The sequence below is a fragment of the Qipengyuania qiaonensis genome, assembly GCF_019711515.1.
In the GTDB taxonomy this organism is placed as follows: domain Bacteria; phylum Pseudomonadota; class Alphaproteobacteria; order Sphingomonadales; family Sphingomonadaceae; genus Qipengyuania; species Qipengyuania qiaonensis.
Window position 1 is genome coordinate 1 of sequence record NZ_JAIGNO010000010.1, and the last position, 23,586, is coordinate 23,586.

Below are 23,586 nucleotides of genomic sequence, written 5' to 3' on the forward strand. Positions count from 1 at the left end.
CTTCGTCACTACGACGAAGCCCAAATCCTCCTTAAATCACAACCCCAAATCTGTGCCATAGGCGCTGACGGGGAACAATTGAACGCGAACCAGCTGGAAAGTCCGAAGGGTTGATCCAACCTGCCGGCAGGGCAGTCATGACACTGCCTGTCTCATCGAAACTCTTGCCGCCATAGAATTGCTGGTCCAAATAGCTTTAGCATATGGCGCGCTTTCCCTTTTCCGCGATCGTCGCTCAAGACGAGATGAAGCAGGCATTGTTGGTGAGCGCTATCGACCCCGCAATTGGTGGGGTGATGGTGTTCGGCGACCGGGGAACCGGGAAATCCACCGCCGCAAGAGCGCTCGCTTCACTGCTACCGCCAATATCTACAATCAAAGATTGCCCCTTCGGCTGTTCAAAAAAAGACCAGGCGCGCTATGGCAAGATTTGTGGAACGGGTCCGCTGAGAAAACGTGCCGTTCCCTTCGTCGATCTGCCACTTGGGGCGACCGAGGATCGGGTGCTGGGCGCGCTCGATCTTGAACGCGCATTGCGTTCCGGCGAGAAGGTTTTTGAGCCCGGGCTGCTGGCCAAGGCGCATCGTGGCTTTCTCTACATCGATGAAATCAACCTGCTCGAGGATCACCTGGTCGACTTGCTGCTCGATGTGGCAGCGTCGGGAGAGAATGTGGTCGAGCGCGAAGGACTTTCGGTTCGTCATCCAGCGCGGTTTGTTCTGATAGGCAGCGGCAATCCCGAGGAGGGAGAACTGCGTCCGCAATTGCTCGATCGGTTTGGCCTGTCAGTGGAAGTGCGCACACCGGACAATATCACGGATCGCATAGAAATTATGCGGCGTTGCGCGGCGCAAGAACGCGACCCGGACGGGTTTGCCAAGGACTGGGCGGACGAAGATCAGAAAATCCTGCGCAAGATCGCGCGTGGAAAAAAGAAGGTCGAGAACCTTACCGTACCCGAAGAGGTTCTGGCCGATTGCGCAGAGCTGTGTGTCGCTGTCGGCGCGGATGGGCTACGCGGCGAGCTGACTCTGATGCGCGGGGCCAAGGCCTTGGCCGCCTTGAACGGTTCCAGATCGGTCCGGCGCGAGCATGTAATTGCTATCGCGCCGTCAGCTCTACGGCATCGGTTGCGACGCGACGTGCTCGACGAGACCGGTTCCACCGCCCGGATAGAACGGGCCGTGAATGAATTGTTCGGATGACCGAACACGCAGCGCCTGCCCGCCCTCTGGACGACGCGCTGCTGGCCTTGCGATTGTTCCTCATGGCCCCCGCCCGGCTCGGCGGTATATGTCTGCGAGGCGGCGGTCCGGCGCGCGAACTGGTGCTCGAGCGGCTACAAAATGCTGCAGTGAATGTTCGACGCATGCCAATCCATATCGACGACGAAAGGCTGATTGGCGGTGTCGATATCGCCGCCAGCCTCGCAGTAGGGCGCACGATCTATCAGCGTGGTTTGCTGGAAGATATTGCGGGTGCAGTGCTGTTGGTGCCTTTAGCAGAGCGTATGCCTGGTGGCGTTGCTGGACGGCTGGCACAGTCTATCGACTGCGGCGCGCCGGAAGATCGGTTCGGCCTAGTTTTGCTCGACGATGGGATCGAGGCGGACGACACACCCCCCGCCTGTCTGCTGGAACGGGTGGCCTTTATTTGCAATCTCTCGCAAGTGGACAGTCTCGCTCTTGCTGACGATTTAGAGAAACAGTCGTTTGTCCGCGACTATGTGGCGCCTCTCGAAGATACCGCTCTCATGAGCATCGCGGCTACCGCTGCGGCGCTTGGGATTGTCTCGGCACGGCCGATGCTTTTCGCGGCTGAAACGGCCCGCTTGCACGCCACTCTTCATGGGCGGAAGCAGGCGAACGCCGCCGACCTTGAAGCAGCGGTGCGGCTTGTGCTGGCCCCGCGCGCGAGGCGATTGCCGCCGATTGATGACGAACTTGAAGCGTCAGATCCCGAAGAACAGTCGTCATCCCCGCCCGACGATAATGGTTCTGCGCAGGGACGCCAGCAGCTCGAGGACGTGGTGCTCCAAGCTGCTCTGGCGGCGATCCCGCCGGATTTGCTGGTCAAGCTGTCATTGGGCAAGGCTGGACGTAGCGCAAAAGGTAGCGGTTACGGTCGGCGCCGCAGGTCGATGTCCCGTGGCAAACCCCTCGGTGCACGACCAGGTTTTCCGGGTGGGGGTGCGCGCCTGGCGCTTATCGACAGTTTGCGCGCAGCGGTGCCGTGGCAAGACCTTCGACGACGCGAAAGCGGGAGCGATAGACCGTTAATCTTGCACAAGGGCGATCTTCGTATCCGTCGGTTCGAGCAGCATGCGACCAAGGTTACGATCTTCTGCGTCGATGCATCGGGCTCGGCGGCGGCGGCGCGGTTGGCCGAGGCGAAGGGCGCGGTCGAACTGATGCTGGCGCAAGCCTATGCCACACGCAGCGAGGTGGCGCTGATAGCTTTCCGCGGGACGTCGGCCGAGCTGCTGCTGCCACCCACACGGTCGTTGACACGTGCTCGCCGCGCCTTGGCAGAGCTGCCTGGCGGTGGTGGTACCCCGCTCGCGGCCGGCCTGAAGGCGGCGCGCGAATTGGCCGAAGCGGTAGAGATGCGCGGGAGCACGCCGCATCTTGTGATCCTAACCGACGGGCGCGGAAACATGGCTTGTGATGGCAGCTCCAGCCGTAGCCGCGCCGCCGCCGACGTCGAGGCAACAGCCAAGGCTATCGCCGCACGCGATATCGAAACGCTTGTTGTCGATATCTCGGCACGCGCAGGACAAGACGGACCTCGCCTTGCGCAGTCGATGCAGGCCTGCTTTCTCGCCTTGCCCATGGCCGATGCGCGCAAGCTGCATCACGCCGTCGTTGCAACTGCACTGCCACGGGTGGCATGAGCCGCCCTCTCGAATGGGATCGTGAAGGCCAGCTCTGGCCACATCGCCAAAATAGTTGCTTCGTCGAAAGCGATGGTATTCGCTGGCATGTCCAGCAAATGGGGCTGGCAGGCGCATCTGCGCCAAGGATTTTGCTACTTCATGGAACGGGCGCGTCATCCCATTCCTGGCGCGGTGTCGTGCCCGGACTTATGGAAGGTTTCCGCGTTATTGCGCCGGATCTGCCTGGCCATGCCTTTACGCGGGCGCGACATATTCAGATGACGCTGCCAGCCATCGCACGGGCATTGTGGGATTTGCTCGATACGATGGAACAGGCCCCGGATTTGATCGCGGGCCATTCTGCCGGAGCGGCAATCGCATTGCAGATGCTGCGCGAGCGCGACGTCAAGTTGCCCATAGTCGGTTTCAATCCTGCGCTAAGCCCATTTCCAGGCCTCGCGGCGCAGCTATTCCCGTTGATGGCCAAGCTGCTCTTCGTGAACCCGCTCGTTCCACGCCTGTTTGCCGGCATGGCGCGCACGGGGAACGGGACCGAACGTTTTCTCATCCGCTCGACCAACTCGCTGGTCGATGCAGCCGGACTGCGCTGCTACGAAACGCTGTTGGGCAACAGCACCCATTGCAGGGGTGCGCTGGCAATGATGGCCAATTGGGATCTCGATGCGCTCGAGCGGCTCCTTCCGCTAATCGAAAGCCCTGTGATGCTGATTCATTCTGACGGCGATGTGGCGATCCCGCTATCTTCGGTCCGGAAGGCAGCAAGCCGTCTGCCGAATGCACAGCTCAAAGTCATGTCGGGTCTTGGCCATCTTGCGCACGAGGAACGACCGGAGCAAGCTGCGGCGATGATCAAGCGTTTTTGCGCCGGCAATTGAGGGGGCTTGTCCATGGAAGCCTTGAGTGAAAATTTTGGCTGGATCGAAATTCTGTTTACCGCACTCGTGGCCTTCGGCTTCGGCGGATGGCAATACTGGTCGGTAAGCCGCGAAATCGAGCGCGACAAGCAGGCAAAAGACGAGGCAAAATCAACCGGCGGCGCGAGGCATACGATAGGGGAGCATGAACTGGACGATCGGTGAAGTGAAACGACGCATATCGAGGCTTTCCTGCACAGCCACGACCTGTTCGCCATAGAGCTTGGAGGACAGCGTTGAGCGTGCGTAGAACGGCGCATCCTCCCAAGTTTTGATCAAGCTCGCGTGGCCCCTATCCGCTCGGGTCTTGCGTTCCATCTGCCACAGCGTGTTCGGCAGCGGCGCGGCGAGGGCGAGAGGAGCACTTTCGGGTAGGCCAAACCGATCGAACCGGATCGCGCTTGCGAAATGCGATCCGTCACGGCGTGTGCCTTCGTAACAGACGACCGCCCCTTCGTGCAGATGCGCGCGCGACCAGTGCCATACATTGAACCCTTCCTCCAGCGACTCGCTGCCGTGGTTCGAATCGAGATATGCCCGACCGGTCCAGGACAGACTAGGCTCATCGAACACAACTTCGATACGCGCGCGCGGGGCGAGGCAGTGCCAGATATGTTGCGCACTTGGATCGAGTGCATAGCTTATCGGATTGAGCGCCTCTGGAAGGACCCGCACCTTACCACGAACGCGCCGCCGCCAGGGAATGCCCACCCGCTTGTCGCGCTCTTGAATGTCGATCTCGAGTGCATCGCCGATCCAGCGAACCGCGCTTGGGCTAATGGCGAGCGTGTCGCGCTCTTGCACCACGGCACCGCGCGGACGCTCGGTCATTGTCCAGCGGCTGTGCGGTCCATAGAGCGCGACGTTTAGCGAGGCGTGATCTACAGGGTCGCCCCTACCGCTGGCCTTGTAGTAGGGAGAAAACACGCTCCCCAAGAAGGCGATGATCGTTAGGCCGTGCTTTCCGTCTTCGCTGATTGCATCGACATACCACCAGCCGTAGCCCCCGGGAGCAACGGGCGCGTCGAAGCGTGGTCTGCCATTAGCGTGCGAGCCGCCAGCTGCCCGGACAAGCCGGCCATCGGCACGCCCGAGCCCGGATGGGTGCTTCCCCCCGCGCAATAGAGACCAGGGATCCGCGTCCGCGCGCCTTGGCGCAGGAAGGACGCCGCCCATCCGTGCGAGTCCCGTCCATAAAGGGCTCCACCCGTCGAGGGGAACAGCTTCTCGAAATCCCGCGGCGTCACCAGCGAATGCGGCATGTCCGTTTCTAGTCGCAGCCCACATCGCGTGAGACTGCGCGTCATGGCTTGGGTGCATCGATCAAGCTCCTCTTCGGTCGTTTGATGGGTATCGCCATTGGCGGCGGCATTGACGATAATTTGCAGGCGCTCGCGGCCATCAATTGATGCGGCGCTGCGGGTATCGCGATCCTGCGCGCAGACGTAGACCGAGGGATCGACGATCTGCGTTCCGATCTTCAACTCACTGAATTCGCGTGCGTAGTCGGGGGAGAAGAAGACGTTGTGACGCGTTAGAGGAAAGCCGTTGGTTTCTGCATGGGCGAGCCAGACGAAGGCGGAGAGCGAGCGCCGCTTTGGCGCGAACCCACCAACTGCACAGCTGGCCGCATCGCCCAACCTGCCGGAGGCCAGCGCGGCAGGGTCGGCATTGCAGATCACGGCATTGGCTTCCAGCCTGTCTCCGGAAAGGAGAACGACGCCGGTCACACCGGATCTTCCAATTTCGATCCGCGCAACGCTCTCGCCCATCTTGAACCGTGCTCCGTTGCGCTCGGCCAGCTGCCTGAGTGCTTCGGCCAGCGCGCTTATCCCGCCTTCGATGAGCCACACCCCCTGCGCTTCGACGTGGGCGATCAGCATCAGCGTCGCAGGGGCATCAAAGGGAGAGGACCCGCAATAAGTGCTGTAGCGCGCGAACAATTGCTGCAGCCTCCGGTCAGCGAAATGGTCGCCAAGGACTTTCCAGAGACTTTCGTAGGGCCGGATCGCGGCCAGATCGCCGACCCGCCACAAGCCGATGCGCCACATCAGCGGCAGCGGCCAACCGACCTTGGATCTTCGTAGCAGGCTCTTGTTTAGGATATCGTAGATCCGCCGCGCTTCGGTACGGAAGTTGCGATAGCTCCTGGCGGCATCGGCTCCGGCGAAATCGCCGATCGCCTCTTCGCTGCGCTGGGGGTCGGCGAACAGATCGAGCCGCTCGGTATCGCTCCAGGCGTGGCGTGCGATGACATGCGCTCGCCGTGTGGCAATGCAGCGCTCCAGTTCACTCCCGCATTCGCGGAATATTTCCTCAAAGACTTCGCGGAGGGTGAAGACGGTCGGCCCTGCGTCGATTTGCGCGCCGTCTACCGGCACGCGGCGGGCCTTGCCGCCTACCGTGACTTCCTTTTCGACGACGGTCACGTCGTGGCCGGACGCGGAAAGTAGTGCGGCGCTCACCAGCCCGCCAATTCCTGCGCCAATCACTACGACTCGTTCACCCGACACAGTTCGTCTCCAGAGTAGGTGATTGACGTTTACATATCATCTGTCCACCTAATCAGACAAATGGAGCAGGATCTAGCCTCGACGCAAGTGCCCCCTCAAAGCCTGAGGATGCGATTTCTCGGGTGGCGCAATTGCGTCCTGGCGAGTCGCGGTTTCCAGCGGTTCGCAGCACGAAATCCGGTGCTGAGGCCGATTGCACGACGCCGTGCGGCCGCGCTCTTCGACCTTGTGGCGGGGTTCACCTACTCCCAGACTTTGTTCGCTGTAGTGGAATCGGGGTTACTGGAAAGACTCGAAGCGGGTCCGGCATTGCTGGGTCAGATCGAAACCGTCACGAAACTCGATGCAGCTGCGGCACAGCGGCTTTTGCGCGCCGCAGCAGCGCTAGATTTGGTCGAAGAAGTTGAGGGCCGGTGGTGGGTGCTCGGGCGACATGGTGCGGCGCTGTGTGGAAACGATGGCGCGATCGCAATGATCCGCCATCACCGCTTGCTTTATGCCGATCTGGTCGATCCGCTGGCGCTGTTGGCAGACGAGTGTCGCGATTCAACCCGACTTGCGCGGTTCTGGAAGTATGGAGCCGGGGAGGGCGCAGATGAAGTCGCAGCCGAATATTCTCAACTTATGGCCATCTCTCAGCAAGCGGTTGCCGACGAGGCGCTTGCTGTTTTTCCTTTCTCAGATTGTGGATCGCTGCTCGATGTCGGCGGTGGCAACGGAACGTTCCTTCGTCGCATAGGCAAAGCACATCCGCAGCTGCGCGTTGCCCTATTCGATCTGCCGGATGTTGTGGCGCTCGCCCAAACGGCATTCGCTCGAGAAGATACCTCGAAGCTACCGACTTTTCATGCGGGCAACTTCTTCGACGACTCGATCCCGCGGGGTTACGATTTGATCTCATTGGTAAGAATTTTGCATGATCACGACGATGTTCCGGCATTGCGGTTGTTGGAAAATATCCACAGATCGATGACGTCTGGCGCGCGGCTTATGATCGTAGAGCCGATGGCGAAGGCGCGTGGAGCTGAGGCTATGGGAGACGCCTATTTCGGGCTGTACCTCTGGGCAATGGGCTCGGGCAGGCCGCGCAGTGCAAGCGAAATACAGGCTATGCTCGGAGCCGCTGGTTTCCGTTCGTCGCAGGCGGTTCAAACCCATCAGCCCATCGTCACCTCGATCATCATCGCCACTGCATGACAGTCTGAGTGTCATTGTTATTTGACAGTAAGAAGCGTTAAGACTAGTTTACAACCTGCACACATTTCCATTTGGAACATCCATTTGGTCGAAAGCGTGCAAGGGAGAGCTGGCGACGATGGAGTCGATAGCAGTCACACTCGAAGCACCTCGGCGCCTGGCGCTGAAGACGCTCGATCTGCGCCCCCTCGGCCCTTCTGATGTACTGGTTGAAATACGCTGGAGCGGTATCAGTAGCGGCACCGAAAAGCTCCTATGGTCGGGTGAGATGCCGTCGTTTCCCGGAATGGGTTACCCGCTTGTACCCGGCTATGAATCGATTGGCCGGATCGTGGATGCCGGAGACGAGGCAAGGGGACGCGTCGGCGATTGGGTCTTCGTTCCTGGTGCCGATTGCTACACTGAGGCCCGCGGGCTGTTTGGCGGAACGGCGCAACGAGTTATCGTTCCTTCGGCTCGCGCTCTACCGGTTTCCGAAGAGCTCGGTGAACAGGGCGTGCTTTATGCGCTCGCCGCGACAGCTCTTCATGCTCTTAAGGGCGGGGAGCTTCCCGAACTTATCGTGGGCCACGGTGTCCTGGGTCGATTGTTAGCCCGAATGACCATCGCCTCGGGTGGATCGGCCCCAGTCGTGTGGGACAACAGGGCGCATCGCCGGACTGGCGGGCGTGGCTATGAGGTCGTCGCACCGAAAGACGACGATCGGAGAGACTACCGCACGATCATCGACGCCAGCGGCAGTAGCGATGTCATGGACATCCTGATGAGCAGGTTGGGCCGCAAGGGCGAAATTGTCCTTGCGGGCTTTTACGCCAACAGAATCAGTTTCGCTTTCCCGCCGGCCTTTCAGAGTGAAGCGCGCATCAGAGTCGCTGCAGAATGGCAGCCGGACGATCTCGCTTCGACCCGGGCGATGATCGAGGCCGGCGAACTCGACCTCTCAGGTTTGATCTCGGACGTCGAACCCGCGTCCCGTGCCGAGGCTGCCTACCCAACTGCCTTTCAAGCTCAGGACTGCCTCAAGATGGTTCTCGATTGGAGCGAATACGCATGACGATGCTCGACACTGAAACCCTGCGCGAAGAGGCGGCCATCGAGCCCGATCCCGTGCACACTGGCGAGATCAAGAAAGAGACGCAAATCATAGCGATTTACGGCAAGGGCGGTTCGGGCAAGAGCTTCGCCCTGTCCAATCTCAGCTATATGATGGCACAGCAAGGCAAGCGGGTGCTGCTGATCGGCTGTGATCCGAAGTCGGACACGACAAGCCTGCTGTTCGGCGGCAAGAACTGCCCGACGATCATCGAAACCAGTTCCAAGAAGAAGCTCGCCGGCGAAGAAGTGAGCATCGAAGACGTCTGCTTCCAGCGCGACGGTGTCTTCGCGATGGAGCTCGGCGGGCCTGAAGTTGGCCGCGGTTGCGGCGGGCGCGGCATCATCCACGGTTTCGAATTGATGGAGAAGCTGGGGTTTCACGAATGGGGCTTCGATTACGTCCTGCTCGATTTTCTTGGCGACGTTGTATGCGGCGGCTTCGGCCTGCCGATCGCACGGGACATGTGCCAGAAGGTGATCGTTGTCGGCTCTAACGACCTGCAATCGCTCTATGTGGCCAACAATGTCTGCAAGGCGGTCGAATATTTTCGGAAGATGGGCGGCAATGTCGGCGTAGCCGGTATGATCGTGAATAAGGACGACGGCACGGGCGAGGCGCAGGCCTTTGCCGACGCAGTCGGTATTCCCGTGCTGACAGCCATTCCGGCCGACGAGGACATCCGTCGCAAGTCGGCCAATTACCAGATCGTTGGGAAGCCCGGCGGGGAATGGGCTGGTCTCTTCGAACAACTGGCGGAGAACGTGGCTCAAGCGCCACCGCATCAACCCACGCCGCTGGAACAGGAAGGTCTACTCGATCTGTTCAGCCCGGAAGATACCGGCGGCAATGTCGAGCTCGTGCCCGCCACCCAGGCCGATATGCGTGGGGGTACCTACGAAGAAAAGCCCTCCCTCGAGGTGATTTATGACGAGGTTTAGCGCTTGACCGATCTGAGCACTTCCGTCCGCGAGCGCGACAGGCTCGATCTCGGTTCGGCCGAGGAAGGTGGCTGTGCAAGCACGGACACTATGCGCGAAGCTGCGCGCAAAGCGGGGCAGCACGAATTGCTCGACCGCTACGAAAAGGACTATCCGAAAGGCCCGCACGATCAGCCGCAGAGCATGTGCCCAGCTTTCGGGTCGTTACGGGTTGGATTGAGGATGCGGCGCACGGCGACGGTGCTTTCCGGCAGCGCTTGCTGTGTCTACGGTCTGACATTTACCAGTCATTTCTACGGCGCGCGCCGCACGGTCGGTTATGTCCCCTTCAGCTCGGAAACGCTTGTTACCGGCAAGCTGTTCGAAGACATCAAGGAAGCTGTCGAAGATCTGGCCGATCCAGAACACTACGACACCATCGTGGTCACGAACCTATGCGTGCCAACCGCCAGCGGCGTACCGCTACGCCTGCTGCCCAAGCAGATCAACGGTGTGCGGATCATCGGAATAGACGTACCCGGATTCGGTATCCCGACCCATGCCGAGGCGAAAGATGTGCTGGCGGGGGCAATGCTCGCCTATGCGCGCCAAGAGGCGGAACACGGCCCTGTCGCTGCGCCGAAGGAACGGTCTGATAGACCTACCATCACTCTTCTAGGAGAGATGTTTCCGGCAGACCCGGTCGGTATCGGCATGATGCTGCAGCCGCTCGGTCTCGCTGCCGGTCCCGTCGTCCCGACTCGCGAATGGCGCGAACTCTATTCCGCGCTCGACTGCGCGGCCGTTGCGGCGATCCATCCCTTCTACACGGCAAGCGTCCGCGAATTCGATAAGGCCGGCCGCACGATAATCGGTTCCGCCCCGGTCGGCGCGGAAGGTACCGCAGCCTGGCTCGAGGCCATCGGTATGGCGTGCGGTATCGAACGTGCCAAAGTGGACGCGGCAAAGGATGCAATGGTCGGTGCGATCCGCGGAGCACTGTCGGCCATGCCGGTCACCGGTCGCATCACTGTCTCTGGGTACGAAGGCTCCGAATTGCTGGTCGCGCGCCTGCTGATCGAAAGCGGCGCGGAAGTGCCCTTTGTCGGCACTGCGTGCCCTCGCACACCATGGTCCGACCCCGATCGCGAATGGCTCGAGGCCAAAGGCGTCAGAGTGAACTACCGGGCCAGCCTGGAAGACGATATTGCCGCGGTCGAGGAATTCGGTCCTGACCTTGCCATAGGCACAACCCCGGTTGTTCAGCATGCAAAACAAAACGCGATTCCAGCGCTTTATTTCACCAATCTGATATCCGCGCGCCCACTGATGGGCCCGGCAGGAGCGGGCAGCCTCGCCCAAGTGGTCAATGCTGCCCTTGCCAATAAGGACCGCTTCAATCGCATGGCCGAATTCTTCGGCGAGGCTGGGAAGGGCGATGCGGCTGGCATCTGGGAAGATACGCCGGTCGACCGACCCAAGTTCAAGAAGAAGTTCGCGGCCCAGACGGCGGCGGCCATCAAGGCGGCCGAAGCGGTGGGGACATGACGCTCGTCCTCGATCACGATCGCGCGGGTGGATATTGGGGCGCCGTCTACGTCTTTACGGCGGTCAAGGGGTTGCAAGTCGTTATCGACGGGCCGGTCGGTTGCGAGAATCTCCCGGTGACTTCGGTTTTGCACTACACCGACGGATTGCCCCCGCACGAATTGCCGATCGTGGTGACCGGGCTAGGCGAGGAAGAACTCGGCAAGACCGGCACCGAAGGCGCGATGAAGCGCGCTTGGGAGACGCTCGATCCGGAACTGCCTTCGGTGGTGGTCACCGGTTCGATCGCAGAAATGATCGGCGGTGGGGTGACGCCCGAGGGAACGACTATCAAGCGCTTCCTGCCGCGCACTATAGATGAAGACCAGTGGCAGAGTGCCGATCGCGCGCTGAGCTGGTTGTGGACCGAGTTCGGGCCGAAAAAGATGCCCGCCGTGAAACCGGTGAAGGAAGGCGAGAGGCCCAGGGTAAACATCATCGGTCCAGCCTATGGCATGTTCAACATGGCCAGCGATCTCGCGGAAATCCGCCGTCTGGTGGAAGGCATCGGCGCTGAGGTCAACATGGCCTTTCCGCTTGGCAGCCATCTCGCTGATGTCGGCCAGTTGGCGAATGCGCAGGCCAATGTGTGCCTCTACCGGGAGTATGGTCGCAATTTATGCGAACTGCTCGAGCGGCCCTATTTTCAGGCTCCGGTCGGGCTGACATCGACCACCCGGTTTCTTCGCTCCCTCGGCGAGGAACTCGGCCTCGATCCCGAACCCTTCATCGAGCGCGAGAAACACACGACTATCAAGCCGCTATGGGATTTGTGGCGTTCGGTCACTCAGGATTTCTTCGGCACCGCCAACTTCGGTATTTGCGCGAACGAGACTTACGCGCGCGGCATCCGGTACTTTCTCGAAGACGATATGGGCCTGCCGTGCAATTTCGCCTTTAGCCGCTCGGCCGGGGTGAAACCCAAGAACGAGGATGTGCGCGCGGCTATCCATGCCAACCCGCCGCTGGTGGTCTTCGGCTCTTACAACGAACGGATGTATCTCGCCGAGGTGGCGGGCAAAGGTCACGGGCCGTCGGGGCAGTTTATTCCCGCGAGTTTCCCCGGTGCCGCCATCCGGCGTCATACCGGCACGCCTTTCATGGGCTATTCCGGCGCGACATATCTCGTGCAGGAAGTGTGCAATGCGTTGTTCGACGCGCTGTTTCACATCCTCCCTCTCGGCTCCGATCTCGACAAGGTTGAGGCGACTCCGGCGAAGCAGCATGAAGAACTGCCTTGGGACGAAGACGCCAAGGCTAAACTCGATGCTCTTGTTGAGGCACAACCCGTATTGGTGCGCATTTCCGCCGCCAAGCGCCTGCGAGATGCCGCAGAACGCGCGGCCCGCGGTCAGGGCCATGCGTCGGTATCGGCCGACTGCCTCGCCGACGTCTTGCTCGAAGGATCGCGCGTATGAACGGGGTCGCTCCCATCCGCCCGGCAACGGGCCACCAGATCCCGCGGGATTTCCTGCGTGGATACCGCCGGAGGCATTCGACCTCCACCACCTCGCAACTGATTGGGAGAAAATCCAATGAACGATCCGACACCCGGTGACGATCGCTTTGGCTTGAGGACCTACCTGACGCCTGAAGAGGCCAAGGAATTCCACAAGATCTTTATGGGCAGCTTCCTCGGCTTCACTGCGATAGCCGTCGTCGCTCACATCCTCGTCTGGGCCTGGAGGCCGTGGCTCTGACCGCGAGCTTCGCTGGTCCGTTGCAGGGTATCGCGCGACGGACGGCCCGAACGACTCATTGAAGGAGTAAGACTATGTGGAGAATTTGGCTGATTTTCGATCCGCGCAGAGCGCTGGTCGCATTGTTCGTCTTCCTGTTCGTCCTCGCGCTGCTGATCCATTTCATCCTGCTCAGCACCAACCGCTACAACTGGCTGGATGGCGCTAGCGCTGCCCCGGCCACGACGGCGGCCGTGGAAAACACAACACAAACAGGCTGACCGCCCGGTCGACAAGGGAGCGGGCGGGATCCGCCTGCCTGACTCTCCGGCCATCGAGTTGGAACCCGATGAGCCTGCCCGTGAAGGTAGGAAGGATTGAGCTATGGCGCTGCTGAGTTTCGAGCGGAAATACCGCGTGCGGGGTGGTACGCTGATAGGCGGCGACCTGTTCGATTTTTGGGTCGGTCCATTCTATGTCGGCTTCTTCGGCGTTACGACGGCGATCAGCGCTCTTTTGGGCACCTTGCTGATCTTCGCCTCCGCGTCGCAGGGTCCGACATGGAATCCCTGGCTCATATCGATCGATCCTCCACCGATCGAAGCGGGGCTTGCCGCAGCGCCGCTCAATCAAGGCGGTTATTGGCAGATCATCACGATCTGTGCGCTCATCGCCTTTTCGTCATGGGCGCTGAGACAGGTGGAGATCAGTCGCAAGCTGGGCATCGGCTATCACGTGCCGATCGCTTTCAGCTTCGCGATTTTCGCTTATGCGACGCTGGTGGTGATCCGGCCCCTTTGGTTGGGAGCTTGGGGACACGCCTTCCCATACGGTATCTTCACCCATCTCGATTGGGTGTCGAACACCGGCTATTCCTACGTCAACTTCCACTACAACCCGCTGCATATGGTGGCGATATCGTTCTTCTTTACCACCTGCCTGGCGCTGGCTCTGCACGGATCGCTGATCCTTTCGGCCGTCAACGTTCCGAAGGGCGAGGCAGTTAAGACGCCGGAACATGAAGACACGTATTTCCGCGACTTCATCGGCTATTCGATCGGCACCCTCGGCATCCATCGCCTCGGCCTGTTGCTGGCGCTCAACGCCGGCTTCTGGAGTGCTGCCTGCATGATACTTGCCGGACCGCTCTACCAAGGCAGTTTCATCGAATGGTGGGATTGGTGGCGCAGCATCCCGATCTGGTCCTGAGGAGGGCTCTGAGCAATGGCACGCTATTACAACATCTTCACTCAGGTGCAGCTACAGACCGCTCCCGAAATGGGCGTCCCGCTGCCGCCAGGTGACGAGGAACGCTACCGGTTGACCGGCTACAATTACTGGTTCGGCAAGCTCGGCCAGGCACAGATCGGCCCGATTTACCTGGGTTGGCTGGGTGTCGCTTCGCTGCTGTTCGGTTTTCTCGCAATCGAGATTATCGGGCTGAACATGCTGGCCTCGGTCAATTGGAGCCCGATTGCATTCGTACGCGAATTTTTTTGGTTGTCGCTTGATCCGCCGGGTCCTGAGTGGGGATTCAGTCCCTTCGTCCCGCTGGCTCAAGGCGGCTGGTGGATTCTCGCCGGCTTCTTCCTGACGCTCTCGATCCTGCTGTGGTGGGTGCGCAGCTATCGCCGTGCGAAGTCGCTCGGCATGGGGCTGCATGTATGCTGGGCCTTTGCCAGCGCGATATGGCTCTATCTGGTGATCGGCTTCATCCGCCCGTTCCTGATGGGCAGTTGGTCGGAAAGCGTTCCTTTCGGCATCTTCCCGCATCTCGACTGGACCAATAACTTTTCGCTGATCCACGGCAATCTGTTCTACAACCCGTTCCACGCGCTATCGATCGCCTTCCTTTATGGGTCGGCCCTGCTGTTTGCGATGCATGGGGCGACGATCCTCGCGGTCAGTCGCTATGGGGGCGAGCGTGAGATCGAGCAGATCACCGACCGCGGCACCGCTTCGGAACGGGCTGGGCTGTTCTGGCGCTGGACGATGGGCTTTAACGCGACGATGGAATCGATCCATCGGTGGGCCTGGTGGTTCGCGGTACTGACCACACTGACCGGCGGGATCGGCATTCTGCTATCGGGCACGGTAGTCGAGAACTGGTATTTGTGGGCACAGCAACACCAGTACGCGCCCGGCGGCTGACAGGCTTCCTGTTCTTTCACGGCAGGGGGAGAGAACCCGGTCCTTGTGGCCGGGTTCTTTTGCATCGGTAATAACCTCGCTTCTGTGACCGGTTCTTGAGGTCGAGCAGGTGCAAGGGGAAAGCCAATGCAACCGGGAGTGCGATCCAGTACCAGGGGCTCCCAACGAGCGCAGCTCGCAAGCCGAGAACCAGAAGCGCCGCCGGGCCGAGCAGGCCGAGCAGTGTTTGCCAGTTATTCTCGCGGATCTTGAGCCAGATGGCCTCAGCCAGCAGCACAGCGAGGACGATATCCGCTGCGTGGCCGCTACTGAACAATTGCTCCATCAGCCGAATGGACCGTTAAGCTCGATCACCTGCCAGTTCAGCGCGCCAGCAATCGTCACCCAGATCAGATAGGGCACCAGCGCAACGCTGGCGAGGCGCGAATAGCGGCCGCAGAAAACAACCAATGCGCCCACCGAGAGCCAAAGCAGGAGTAACTCGGCAAATGCCCAATCGGGGCGCTGCATTCGAAAGAAGATCAAGCTCCACAGGACATTGAGAAATCCGTTCAGCGCGAACAGGCCGATGATTGTGTCCGATACCCGAGTGCTCGGCGCAGCGCGCCAAGTGCTTACTGCGGCGACCGCGGCAAGGGTGAAAATGAGCGTCCAAGCGATGCCGAACACCGGATCGGCGGGGGTCCAGCCGGGCTTTTCGAGTGACTGATACCATGGGCCCAAATCGGTGATCGTGGCCCCCAGCACCGCCACCCCGATCGCGGCGAGGCCCGCCACGATTATCGGCAACACCCAATTTCCATGCATCAGGCGGCGGCCCTCAATCCGAGAAGATGGGCGCAATCCTTGAGGAATATCCGCGCATGGGCAAGCGGTTTTGTGCGCACGAGGCGCTTGTTCATATAGGCCTGCCAGGTGAGCTGCTGCACATCCTTGTCGGCGCACATGGTCACGAAGCGTTCGCGCCGCTTGTCGCTCGAATACCAGAAATATTGCATCATCCCCAGCACCCAGAACACCTTGCCGTGTTCGTGCATGAAGCGCTTCCTCGCCAGTCGCAGCGCCTTGGGCTTGGCGGTGCTCAGGAATTCCTCGGCAGCCTGGGCGACATAGCGGCCGCCGGTCATTGCGTAATAGATCCCTTCGCCCGAAGCCGGTGCGACCACGCCAGCTGCATCGCCAGCAACGATAACGTCGACGCCATTGTCCCAGCGCTTCAGCGGTTTAAGCGGGATTGGTGCACCTTCTTTACGGATTGTCTCGCACTCCTCTAGGCCGAGCTCGCCGCGCATTGTTGCGACCGTTTCGCGCAATGGAAAGCCTTTGTTCGCGCTGCCAAGGCCGATGCTGGCAGTCTCGCCGTGCGGGAAAACCCAGGCGTAGAAATCGGGAGAAAGCTTTCCCTGGTAGAAAACGTCGCAGCGCGATCCGTCGAACACGTCGCTATCCGTTTCCGGCGAGCGGATGATTTCATGATACGCAAAAACGCAAGGCATGCGTTCGGCATTGGCGATGTTCTGCCGGGCAACCGCCGAGCGCGCGCCATCAGCGCCGATGACCAGCCTGGTGCGGACACGCTCGGTCTCTCCACCCCGTTCGCGTCGATAGCAAACAATAGTACCGCGCTCGTCGCGCTCTATCTGTTCGAAAGTGCCGGTAAGTCGCTCGGCCCCTGCTTCTGCGGCACGCTTCCTCAGCCATTCGTCGAACACGTCGCGGTCGACCATGCCGACATAGCCGATATCCCCGACCGGCATGTCGACTTTTCGGTCCGACGGCGAGATCATCCGCGCCGAGCGTGCGCGTGCCACAAGCAGGCTTTGTGGGATGTCGAAATCCTGCATAAGCCGCGGGGGAACGGCGCCGCCGCAGGGTTTGATCCGTCCCGCGCGATCGAGCAGCAAGACCGTCCTTCCGGCTGCGGCAAGATCGGCTGCCGCCGTTGCTCCCGAAGGTCCGCCGCCGACGACGATGGCGTCATAAATCCTCTCGCTCATACCGCTACTACCTCACCCTTTCGCGAAGGCGCTTTGCGCGTTGCATGCACGGCAAGGCCTGCCGCTATGACGAACAGGCACGCCTCGATCGCGAAGATCAGCTGAAAGGCGCTGCCGTCCTGGCCTTGCATCCGCCGCGCGATGTCCACGCCCAATGCTCCGGCAAAACCACCAAGTCCGAATGCGATCGCCTGCGCCGCTCCCCATACGCCCATACGCACGCCTTCGCGCGTTTTGCGTCCGGCCCCAGCGAGACCCATCATCGCACCGATGGCGGCAACCGCGAACAGCCCGTTGCACAGGCCGAGGACGAAGACGTTCGCCGTCAGCGGCCAACCGGGTCCGACAATCGCCCCGGCGGCAAGTCCCGCCAGCGCCAGCGCCGATCCGCTGCAGCCTGCCACGATCCAGAAGCGCAAATCGACCGGCAGGCGTCCCGCAAAGGCGCTGCCCCCGATCCCGGCGACGATCATGCCGATCAGCACGCCGGCATGCTGCACCCCTGCAAGCTGGGTCGATTCCCCCGGGGTCATATCGAACACCAGCCCGGCGAAGGGCTCGAGGATCAGATCCTGCATGCTGTAGGCGAGCATCGAAACGAAGATGAAGAGGGTAAAGCGCCGGGCGGCGGTCTCTGCGAGGATTTCGCGCAAGGCTTCGGGAAAAGAAGGGACCTGGCCGCGAGCCGCCGCATCGACGCCGAAGGGGGTGCTGGGTTCCAGCCGGAACACTGCCAATGCTGTCACGAAGAGCGCCGCGATCACCACGCCGCTCGCCACGAAGGCCAGTCGCTGCTCGGAAAAAGGATCGAGCAGCGCGCCGGATATGCCGGCGGAACTCACGATCCCCGCAACCATCATGATCCAGGTGACCGCCGCAGCGGCCGCGCGGCGCTCGGGCGCCACTCCGGAGGCCAGCAATGCCAGCATTGAGGTTCCGCTGGCTCCGACGCCGATGCCGATCAGCGTGAAGGCCATGATTGCCACTGCCGCGCCGGAAACAGGGTTTTGCGCCATCAGGGTTGTGGCGTTGACTGCCATCAATGCGCCAAACGCCAGCGTCGCCATCCCGCCGATGATCCAGGGGGTGCGTTTCCTTCCGCGATCCGAACCGTGCCCCCAGAGCGGACGGGTCAGTTGCACGGCATAATGCCACGCGACCAGTCCGGCGGGGATCGCCGCGGCGAGGGCGTATTCGACCATCATCACGCGGTTCAGCAGCGAGGTGGCGAGCATCACGATCGCGCCGATCGAGGCCTGGACGAGACCGAGGCGAACGATCGCGAACCAGCCGAGGCCCAATGTCGCCCGGGGCATCAGATGTGCCCTCCCAAGCCGAGGGCGGACGCGAGCATTCCGAGGACGAACAGCGTCACGCCGGTAGCATTGTACCAGGGTGCAAAGCGCGCGGGATCCTTGAGAAGCCGCGCCATCAGGAGAAGCTGCCCAAGCAGCAGGCCGCAAACGATGAGCGCCGACAAGCCGTGACCCCAAACCCCGAGCAATCCGATCACGACCACCTGCGCCCCGGCCATGACCAGGCACGCCAGCCGTGCCGCACGACCAACGCCCAAGGTTACCGGAAGCGATTTCAGCCCCGTTATCCGGTCGCCTTCGATGGCCTTGAAATCGTTGAGCACCATGATCCCGAAAGCACCGGTGCTGTAGAGCAGCAGGATCGCCATGACTTGAGCGGGAGGCAGGCCGCCCGCCATAACGCTCGCGCCGGTAAACCAGCTCAATCCCTCGTAGGTCAGTCCGACTGCGGCCGGTCCGGCCCAGCCGCTGGTCTTGAGGCGGAAGGGCGGGGCGCTATAGGCCCAAGCGAGTGCCAGTCCGACCACCGCCGCTGCAAGAACCCAGATGCCGAGCATGGCGGCGAGGGCGAGCGAAAGCAGCGTCCCGGCCAGCGCGACGCCCAGCCCCCAACGGCCCGGTATCCTGCCGGATGGGATCGGCCGGTCCGGCTCGTTAATTGCATCGACATGGCGGTCGAACCAGTCGTTCACCGCCTGGCTGGTGCCGCAGACGAACGGACCCGCCAACGCAATGCCGCCGAGTACGAACAGCCAGCGCTGGTCGAATGCGGCACCCGAAGAGACGACGCCGCACCCGAAGGCCCACATCGGAGGAAACCAGGTGATCGGTTTGAGAAGCTCCAAGACGGCGGATGCCGATGGAACCGGCACCGTTCGAGTCGAAGTTGCCGAACGTAGCATGGGGAAAGGCTATGCCTGACGCATCTATGCGTCAATTCCCTTTGACAGCAGATTGTCGGCTAAAGCGGGTTATTCGGCCTCCGCCGGCAAATTTCCCAGGCCGTAGCGATGCAGCTTCGAATAGAGACTCTGCCGACTCAGGCCGAGAATCTCGGCCGCCGAGGCGCGATTATCGGATGTGTAGAGCAGCGCCGCTTCGATACACAGTCGCTCGATCAAATCGGTGCTTTCGCGAACGATATCCTTCAGCGGCATGCGCCCGACGAGGTCGGTGAGCTGTTCCACCGAGCGCGGCAAATCTTCCGAGCCCGGCGGCAGGTCGCGCATGCGCCTTGCGATCGAACGGATAACGAACCCGAAATGCGGTTCTTCGCCACGGTTCGTGACTGCCGAAATCTCGATCGGCTCGTCGTCTTCGCCATTCATGGCGCGCAGCACGGTCGCGACGTTGCGCGCTTCGCCCTCTTTCTCGATCTGTCCCACGATGAGATCGAGATCGATCCCAGGCCGTCCGATGAAGGTGGACAGATCGGCACCGCGTAACTGGTCGATCCCCGCCGCGCGGACCATTTCGACGAATGCCGCATTGGCGCTGACGATCTGCATCTGCGCATCGGCGAGGACGAATGCGTCGGGCATGTCCTCGATGATGTCGAGGAGCCTTGAATCGTCCGACTCTGCGGGCCATTCCCCGTCGTTCAGCCTGACGAGCAGGAACTGGCGCCGGTCCTGGCGGAAACCCGACGCAGCAATTTCGACGTCTTTCGAACCCTTGTCGAGCGTCACCGAAACCGGAGAGACGGAACTGGATGCGAGTGCCGAGCCAAGATGCGCGGTAAGTACCGGGGCGGACTTGCGTGAGAACAGGCCGGGCAGCTTCTTGTCGACCAGCGTTCCTGCCCGCGCTCCGACCAGGGCATGCGCCGCCGGATTGGCTTCGCGGATCCGATAATCGTTCGCTTCGACGATCAGGACGGGTTCGCGCGAACGCTCGAACAGCAGGCGATAGCGCGCTTCGACGTGCCGCATCTTGAGATAGTCGCGCTCGAGTGATTGCTGAACCTGCAGGAGGCGCTGCTGAATCCTGCCGAATTCCCGCAGATCCCGGCCGAAAGCCATGGCCCGCTCGCCGCCGTTCACACTGACTACGGCATATTTGACAGGTATGTCCCCATCCTTCGATGGATGGTTGACCTGGCGCCAATGCTGGGTTTCGCCCTTGCGTGCGCCGGCGAGCATTTCCATGACCTTAGGGCGGCTCTCGACCGTGACCATGTCGAGCCAGTTTTCCCCGACCCAATTGGCGAAGCCGGGAAACGCCTCCTCTTCGAAAGATGCATCGAGAATCTTGCCGCTCGTATCGAGTACCAGCACGACATCACCGGCGACCATTGCCAGCTTTCTTGCAGCATCCGCGCCGATGGATCCGAACACTTCGCCGGAATCGGCGAAGGGTCGCTTTTCGTCAACGCTGTGCTTTCGTGTCAGCATCTGGTTCTCGCACACGGGATGCGTACTATGCGCTCAGTCTCGCACTTTCCACCAGGCGATTTGCGAGCTTGAGCGCCGCTTCGGCGTCGACGGCAGTTCCATCGGCACCTGCCTCGGCCAGGAGGCCGGGGTTTTCGTTGACCGCCCGCCCTCCGATAAGAACGCGCGTCTGGGGATTCGCTGAGACAGTGCGAATGGCACTGATCAATTTCGAAAGCGCGCCGCTATTACAATCGGAAGTTATGGTCAATCCCACCAGGTCGTACGGTTTTTCCGAAATAAGACGCAACAATTCGCGGCGTTCTGGATCGATAAGTGCTTCGCTGTCCCAGCCCGACCGGGCGAATATCTCGTCGACGATCAGCGCGCCGAACGAATGCTGGTCACCGGGCAGAGGTGCGAACAGGGCAGAGCGCGGCTTGCCGATCGAGCGCACGATCGGCGGTGAGCGCGCGGCGATTTCGCGCATGACCTCTTGAAGGCGCCAAAGCCCCATGGTGACGTCGACGAAATCGCATTCGTCATCTTCCCACAGGCGCCCGATCTGCCTGGCAGAGGGGGCGAGCAGGTTGAGGAAGATCGCTTCCACGCTGACACCGCGATGCAGGAATGTCTCGACTTCGACGAGCAGTTCGTCGGCCTCGAGCTGCAAGGGCAGGAGCGCGAACCGGTTTGCTTCCTCGCTTTCGACGACAGGCTGTCGATCGGTCGTCGGCGAGCTCGTGCCGTGCGAGTACCGCATCATCAGGCGAGGAATGAAGTCACCCTCAATGACGGTGCCGAGCTGCTGGCCCGAGTTCCCCTCCAGGCGATCGGCCTGGACGTCCTGTGTTCGCATCCAGCCTTTCAGCGGGCTGGAAATCGCTTTTAGCAGGGCTGCGGAGCCCATGCCGATAGCCGATGCCATTTTCAGACTCTCCCAGTCTGGTAGCGGCGCGGATCGCGTCAGTCCCGACGTGTCGATCTTATCGTGCCGACTCCGACAGGGAATCGGAACGTAGGCGCAATTATCCAATGTGTCGAATCAGCAAGTGTCTAACATACTTGTCGTCCAGATAGATTGACACAATCACCTGTCGAGGCGTAGTCTCCCGTTAGAGATCGGAGGCTATGCGAAAGAATGGAGAGGCTGCTTCGCAAATTCCCCAACGGTCACGTCGAGGACGACGGGCATAAACGGGGCGGTGCATTGTACTCGCCGGAGGAGCGAATTCGCCGCGACGAGTCGCCTTGGACGTTTGTGCAAGGTCTTCTCGCGCCGCTCCAGTTCCTGATATTCCTCATCAGCCTGGCACTTGTCCTCCGCTATCTTTCGACGGGGGAGGGCGCGTTTGCTGCCGATATCTCGATCGTCGCCAAGACGATGGCGCTCTACGCGATCATGATCACCGGATCGATTTGGGAGAAGCAGGTATTCGGCAAGTGGCTCTTCGCCCGGCCCTTCTTTTGGGAAGACGTCTTCTCGATGGTCGTGATTGCGCTGCACACGCTTTACCTGGCTTTGCTGCTGAGCGGGCTTGGCACAGTCGAACAGCGTATGCTCGTCGCCTTGGCCGCTTATGCCACCTATGTCGTCAATGCCGGGCAATTCCTCCTCAAGCTGCGCGCAGCGCGGCTGGACGATCCGCGCAATGCGGTGGTTGCCGGATGAGCGGGGTCGGCATTCTCGAAGCGCCCGGCGCGGACTGCGCTCCCGTCCTGCGCGAGCGTGGGCAACGCGAGGTGTTTTGCGGACTGACCGGGATCGTCTGGCTTCACCGCAAGGTGCAGGACGCCTTCTTCCTCGTTGTCGGCTCGCGGACTTGCGCGCACCTTCTCCAGTCGGCCGCCGGAGTAATGATCTTCGCCGAGCCGCGCTTCGCCACTGCGATCATCGAGGAGCGCGATCTTGCCGGAATGGCCGACTGCCACGAGGAACTCGACCGCGTGGTGGATCGGTTGCTGGCGCGTCGCCCGGAAATCCGCACGCTGTTTCTCGTCGGCTCCTGCCCGTCGGAAGTCATCAAGCTCGATCTTTCCAAGGCGGCCGAACGGTTGGGTACGAAACATGCCGGGCGCACTCGCATCCTGAATTACTCGGGCAGCGGAATCGAAACGACGTTCACCGAGGGCGAAGACGCCTGTCTCGCGTCGCTGGTGCCGGAGATGCCGGTTGCGGCGAGCGGTGAGGGGCCGTCGCTGCTCTTGGTCGGGTCGCTGCCCGATATCGTAGAGGACCAATTCCTTCGCCTGTTTGCCGAGCTGGGCATCGAGAACATCGGCTGCCTCCCGGCACGTGCCGTGGCGGACTTGCCGGCGGTCGGGACCAACACCCGTATCCTTCTCGCACAACCATTCCTGGGCGAAACTCTGAGCGCACTGACTGGGCGCGGGGCGGTTCATCTTCCAGCGCCATTTCCGTTCGGGGCGGAAGGCACCACCGGCTGGCTCAAGGCGGCTGCCGATGCCTTCGGCTTGGACGACATGCAGTTCAATCGCGTGATCGCTCCGGGGCGAGAGCGGGCCAAGCGTGCGCTCGAGCGCCAGCGCGAGAGGCTCGACGGCAAACGCATCTCGTTCCTGCCCGACTCGCAGCTTGAAATTCCTCTTGCGCGGTTTCTCGCGACCGAATGCGGCATGGTGCCGGTGGAGGTCGGCACACCCTACCTCCATCGCAGCATACTCGCAGACGAATTGCCGCAATTGCCCCGGGGCACGCGTATCAGCGAAGGCCAGGACGTCGACAAACAACTCGATCGGGTCCGGGCCGACCAGCCCGACCTCACTGTTTGCGGCCTTGGCCTCGCCAATCCGCTGGAGGCCGAAGGGCTGTCGACCAAATGGGCGATCGAACTCGTTTTCTCCCCGATCCACGGCTTCGACCAGGCCGGCGATCTCGCCGAACTCTTTGCGCGCCCGCTGCGGCGGCGCGACGTGTTGCAGGTGTAGCG

The 23,586-nt window shown here is 61.4% G+C and carries 24 protein-coding genes; 15 read left to right on the forward strand and 9 right to left on the reverse strand.

The window, feature by feature from the left end:
• Positions 1-203: 203 nt before the first annotated feature.
• The 4 genes from bchI to K3174_RS13325 are packed head-to-tail and all read left to right on the forward strand — an operon-like array spanning position 204 to position 3,975.
• A complete protein-coding gene (gene bchI, locus K3174_RS13310; RefSeq protein WP_221559357.1) occupies positions 204-1,205 on the forward strand; it encodes a magnesium chelatase ATPase subunit I in 1,002 nt (333 codons plus the stop codon).
• Entirely contained in the window at positions 1,202-2,893 is a 1,692-nt protein-coding gene (locus K3174_RS13315) for a magnesium chelatase subunit D (protein ID WP_221559366.1), read from the forward strand. Before bchI ends, K3174_RS13315 begins: the two co-directional genes overlap by 4 nt.
• Positions 2,890-3,771, forward strand: a complete 882-nt coding sequence (gene bchO, locus K3174_RS13320; RefSeq protein ID WP_221559368.1) for an alpha/beta fold hydrolase BchO — start codon at positions 2,890-2,892, stop codon at positions 3,769-3,771. The genes K3174_RS13315 and bchO overlap by 4 nt, the downstream gene beginning before the upstream one ends.
• A 12-nt stretch (positions 3,772-3,783) precedes the next feature.
• Positions 3,784-3,975: a hypothetical protein gene (locus K3174_RS13325; RefSeq protein ID WP_221559370.1), complete on the forward strand. Its 192-nt coding sequence runs from the start codon at positions 3,784-3,786 to the stop codon at positions 3,973-3,975.
• On the opposite strand, the gene K3174_RS13330 is transcribed toward K3174_RS13325, so the two are convergent.
• Entirely contained in the window at positions 3,922-4,737 is an 816-nt protein-coding gene (locus K3174_RS13330) for a hydroxyneurosporene dehydrogenase (protein ID WP_345719658.1), read from the reverse strand. The two genes, K3174_RS13325 and K3174_RS13330, sit on opposite strands and share 54 nt — an antisense overlap.
• A gap of 23 nt (positions 4,738-4,760) precedes the next feature.
• On the reverse strand, positions 4,761-6,323 hold the full coding sequence (gene crtD / locus K3174_RS13335) for a 1-hydroxycarotenoid 3,4-desaturase CrtD (RefSeq protein WP_221559371.1): 1,563 nt from the start codon (positions 6,321-6,323) through the stop codon (positions 4,761-4,763).
• A 60-nt stretch (positions 6,324-6,383) separates the two neighbouring features.
• Between crtD and K3174_RS13340 the strand changes: the two genes are divergently transcribed.
• From K3174_RS13340 to pufM, 9 genes are all read left to right on the forward strand, one after another.
• Positions 6,384-7,520 (forward strand): methyltransferase, encoded by a 1,137-nt coding sequence (locus K3174_RS13340; RefSeq protein WP_247712184.1) that lies wholly within the window; start codon positions 6,384-6,386, stop codon positions 7,518-7,520.
• Positions 7,521-7,638: 118 nt separating this feature from the next.
• Complete coding sequence (gene bchC, locus K3174_RS13345) at positions 7,639-8,574, forward strand: chlorophyll synthesis pathway protein BchC (protein WP_221559373.1); 936 nt, start codon at positions 7,639-7,641, stop codon at positions 8,572-8,574.
• Complete coding sequence (locus K3174_RS13350; protein ID WP_221559376.1) at positions 8,571-9,554, forward strand: chlorophyllide a reductase iron protein subunit X; 984 nt, start codon at positions 8,571-8,573, stop codon at positions 9,552-9,554. The genes bchC and K3174_RS13350 overlap by 4 nt, the downstream gene beginning before the upstream one ends.
• A gap of 90 nt (positions 9,555-9,644) precedes the next feature.
• Complete coding sequence (bchY, locus tag K3174_RS13355) at positions 9,645-11,081, forward strand: chlorophyllide a reductase subunit Y (RefSeq protein ID WP_221559533.1); 1,437 nt, start codon at positions 9,645-9,647, stop codon at positions 11,079-11,081.
• Positions 11,078-12,538, forward strand: coding sequence for a chlorophyllide a reductase subunit Z (bchZ, locus tag K3174_RS13360; protein ID WP_221559378.1), 1,461 nt, complete (start codon positions 11,078-11,080; stop codon positions 12,536-12,538). The genes bchY and bchZ overlap by 4 nt, the downstream gene beginning before the upstream one ends.
• Before the next feature lie 117 nt (positions 12,539-12,655).
• The gene (gene pufB, locus K3174_RS13365) at positions 12,656-12,820 is read left to right on the forward strand and encodes a light-harvesting antenna LH1, beta subunit (protein WP_221559380.1); all 165 of its coding nucleotides are present in this window, start codon (positions 12,656-12,658) and stop codon (positions 12,818-12,820) included.
• 74 nt (positions 12,821-12,894) lie between these two features.
• Entirely contained in the window at positions 12,895-13,080 is a 186-nt protein-coding gene (gene pufA / locus K3174_RS13370; RefSeq protein WP_221559382.1) for a light-harvesting antenna LH1, alpha subunit, read from the forward strand.
• Positions 13,081-13,183: 103 nt separating this feature from the next.
• Positions 13,184-14,008, forward strand: coding sequence for a photosynthetic reaction center subunit L (gene pufL, locus K3174_RS13375; protein WP_221559384.1), 825 nt, complete (start codon positions 13,184-13,186; stop codon positions 14,006-14,008).
• Positions 14,009-14,023: 15 nt separating this feature from the next.
• Positions 14,024-14,950 carry a photosynthetic reaction center subunit M gene (gene pufM, locus K3174_RS13380; RefSeq protein WP_221559386.1) on the forward strand — a complete coding sequence of 309 codons (927 nt, stop codon included), beginning with the start codon at positions 14,024-14,026 and terminating at the stop codon, positions 14,948-14,950.
• Positions 14,951-14,966: 16 nt separating this feature from the next.
• Here the strand turns inward: pufM and K3174_RS13385 are convergent, their stop codons facing one another.
• The 7 genes from K3174_RS13385 to K3174_RS13415 all read right to left on the reverse strand — a co-directional run bounded on the left by K3174_RS13385 (position 14,967) and on the right by K3174_RS13415 (position 21,563).
• Entirely contained in the window at positions 14,967-15,275 is a 309-nt protein-coding gene (locus K3174_RS13385) for a hypothetical protein (RefSeq protein ID WP_221559388.1), read from the reverse strand.
• The gene (locus tag K3174_RS13390; protein ID WP_221559390.1) at positions 15,275-15,757 is read right to left on the reverse strand and encodes a TspO/MBR family protein; all 483 of its coding nucleotides are present in this window, start codon (positions 15,755-15,757) and stop codon (positions 15,275-15,277) included. Before K3174_RS13390 ends, K3174_RS13385 begins: the two co-directional genes overlap by 1 nt.
• A complete protein-coding gene (locus K3174_RS13395) occupies positions 15,757-16,947 on the reverse strand; it encodes a geranylgeranyl diphosphate reductase (protein ID WP_221559392.1) in 1,191 nt (396 codons plus the stop codon). The genes K3174_RS13390 and K3174_RS13395 overlap by 1 nt, the downstream gene beginning before the upstream one ends.
• Positions 16,944-18,263 (reverse strand): BCD family MFS transporter, encoded by a 1,320-nt coding sequence (locus K3174_RS13400; protein ID WP_221559394.1) that lies wholly within the window; start codon positions 18,261-18,263, stop codon positions 16,944-16,946. The genes K3174_RS13395 and K3174_RS13400 overlap by 4 nt, the downstream gene beginning before the upstream one ends.
• Positions 18,263-19,165: a chlorophyll synthase ChlG gene (chlG, locus tag K3174_RS13405; RefSeq protein WP_221559395.1), complete on the reverse strand. Its 903-nt coding sequence runs from the start codon at positions 19,163-19,165 to the stop codon at positions 18,263-18,265. The genes K3174_RS13400 and chlG overlap by 1 nt, the downstream gene beginning before the upstream one ends.
• A 69-nt stretch (positions 19,166-19,234) precedes the next feature.
• A complete protein-coding gene (gene ppsR / locus K3174_RS13410; RefSeq protein WP_345719659.1) occupies positions 19,235-20,599 on the reverse strand; it encodes a transcriptional regulator PpsR in 1,365 nt (454 codons plus the stop codon).
• Positions 20,600-20,681: 82 nt separating this feature from the next.
• The gene (locus tag K3174_RS13415) at positions 20,682-21,563 is read right to left on the reverse strand and encodes a cobalamin B12-binding domain-containing protein (RefSeq protein WP_221559397.1); all 882 of its coding nucleotides are present in this window, start codon (positions 21,561-21,563) and stop codon (positions 20,682-20,684) included.
• Positions 21,564-21,776: 213 nt separating this feature from the next.
• Between K3174_RS13415 and bchF the strand changes: the two genes are divergently transcribed.
• Together bchF and K3174_RS13425 are read left to right on the forward strand one after the other, a co-directional pair.
• Positions 21,777-22,307, forward strand: a complete 531-nt coding sequence (gene bchF / locus K3174_RS13420) for a 2-vinyl bacteriochlorophyllide hydratase (protein ID WP_221559399.1) — start codon at positions 21,777-21,779, stop codon at positions 22,305-22,307.
• Complete coding sequence (locus K3174_RS13425; protein ID WP_221559401.1) at positions 22,304-23,584, forward strand: ferredoxin:protochlorophyllide reductase (ATP-dependent) subunit N; 1,281 nt, start codon at positions 22,304-22,306, stop codon at positions 23,582-23,584. The genes bchF and K3174_RS13425 overlap by 4 nt, the downstream gene beginning before the upstream one ends.
• Positions 23,585-23,586 lie beyond the last annotated feature (2 nt).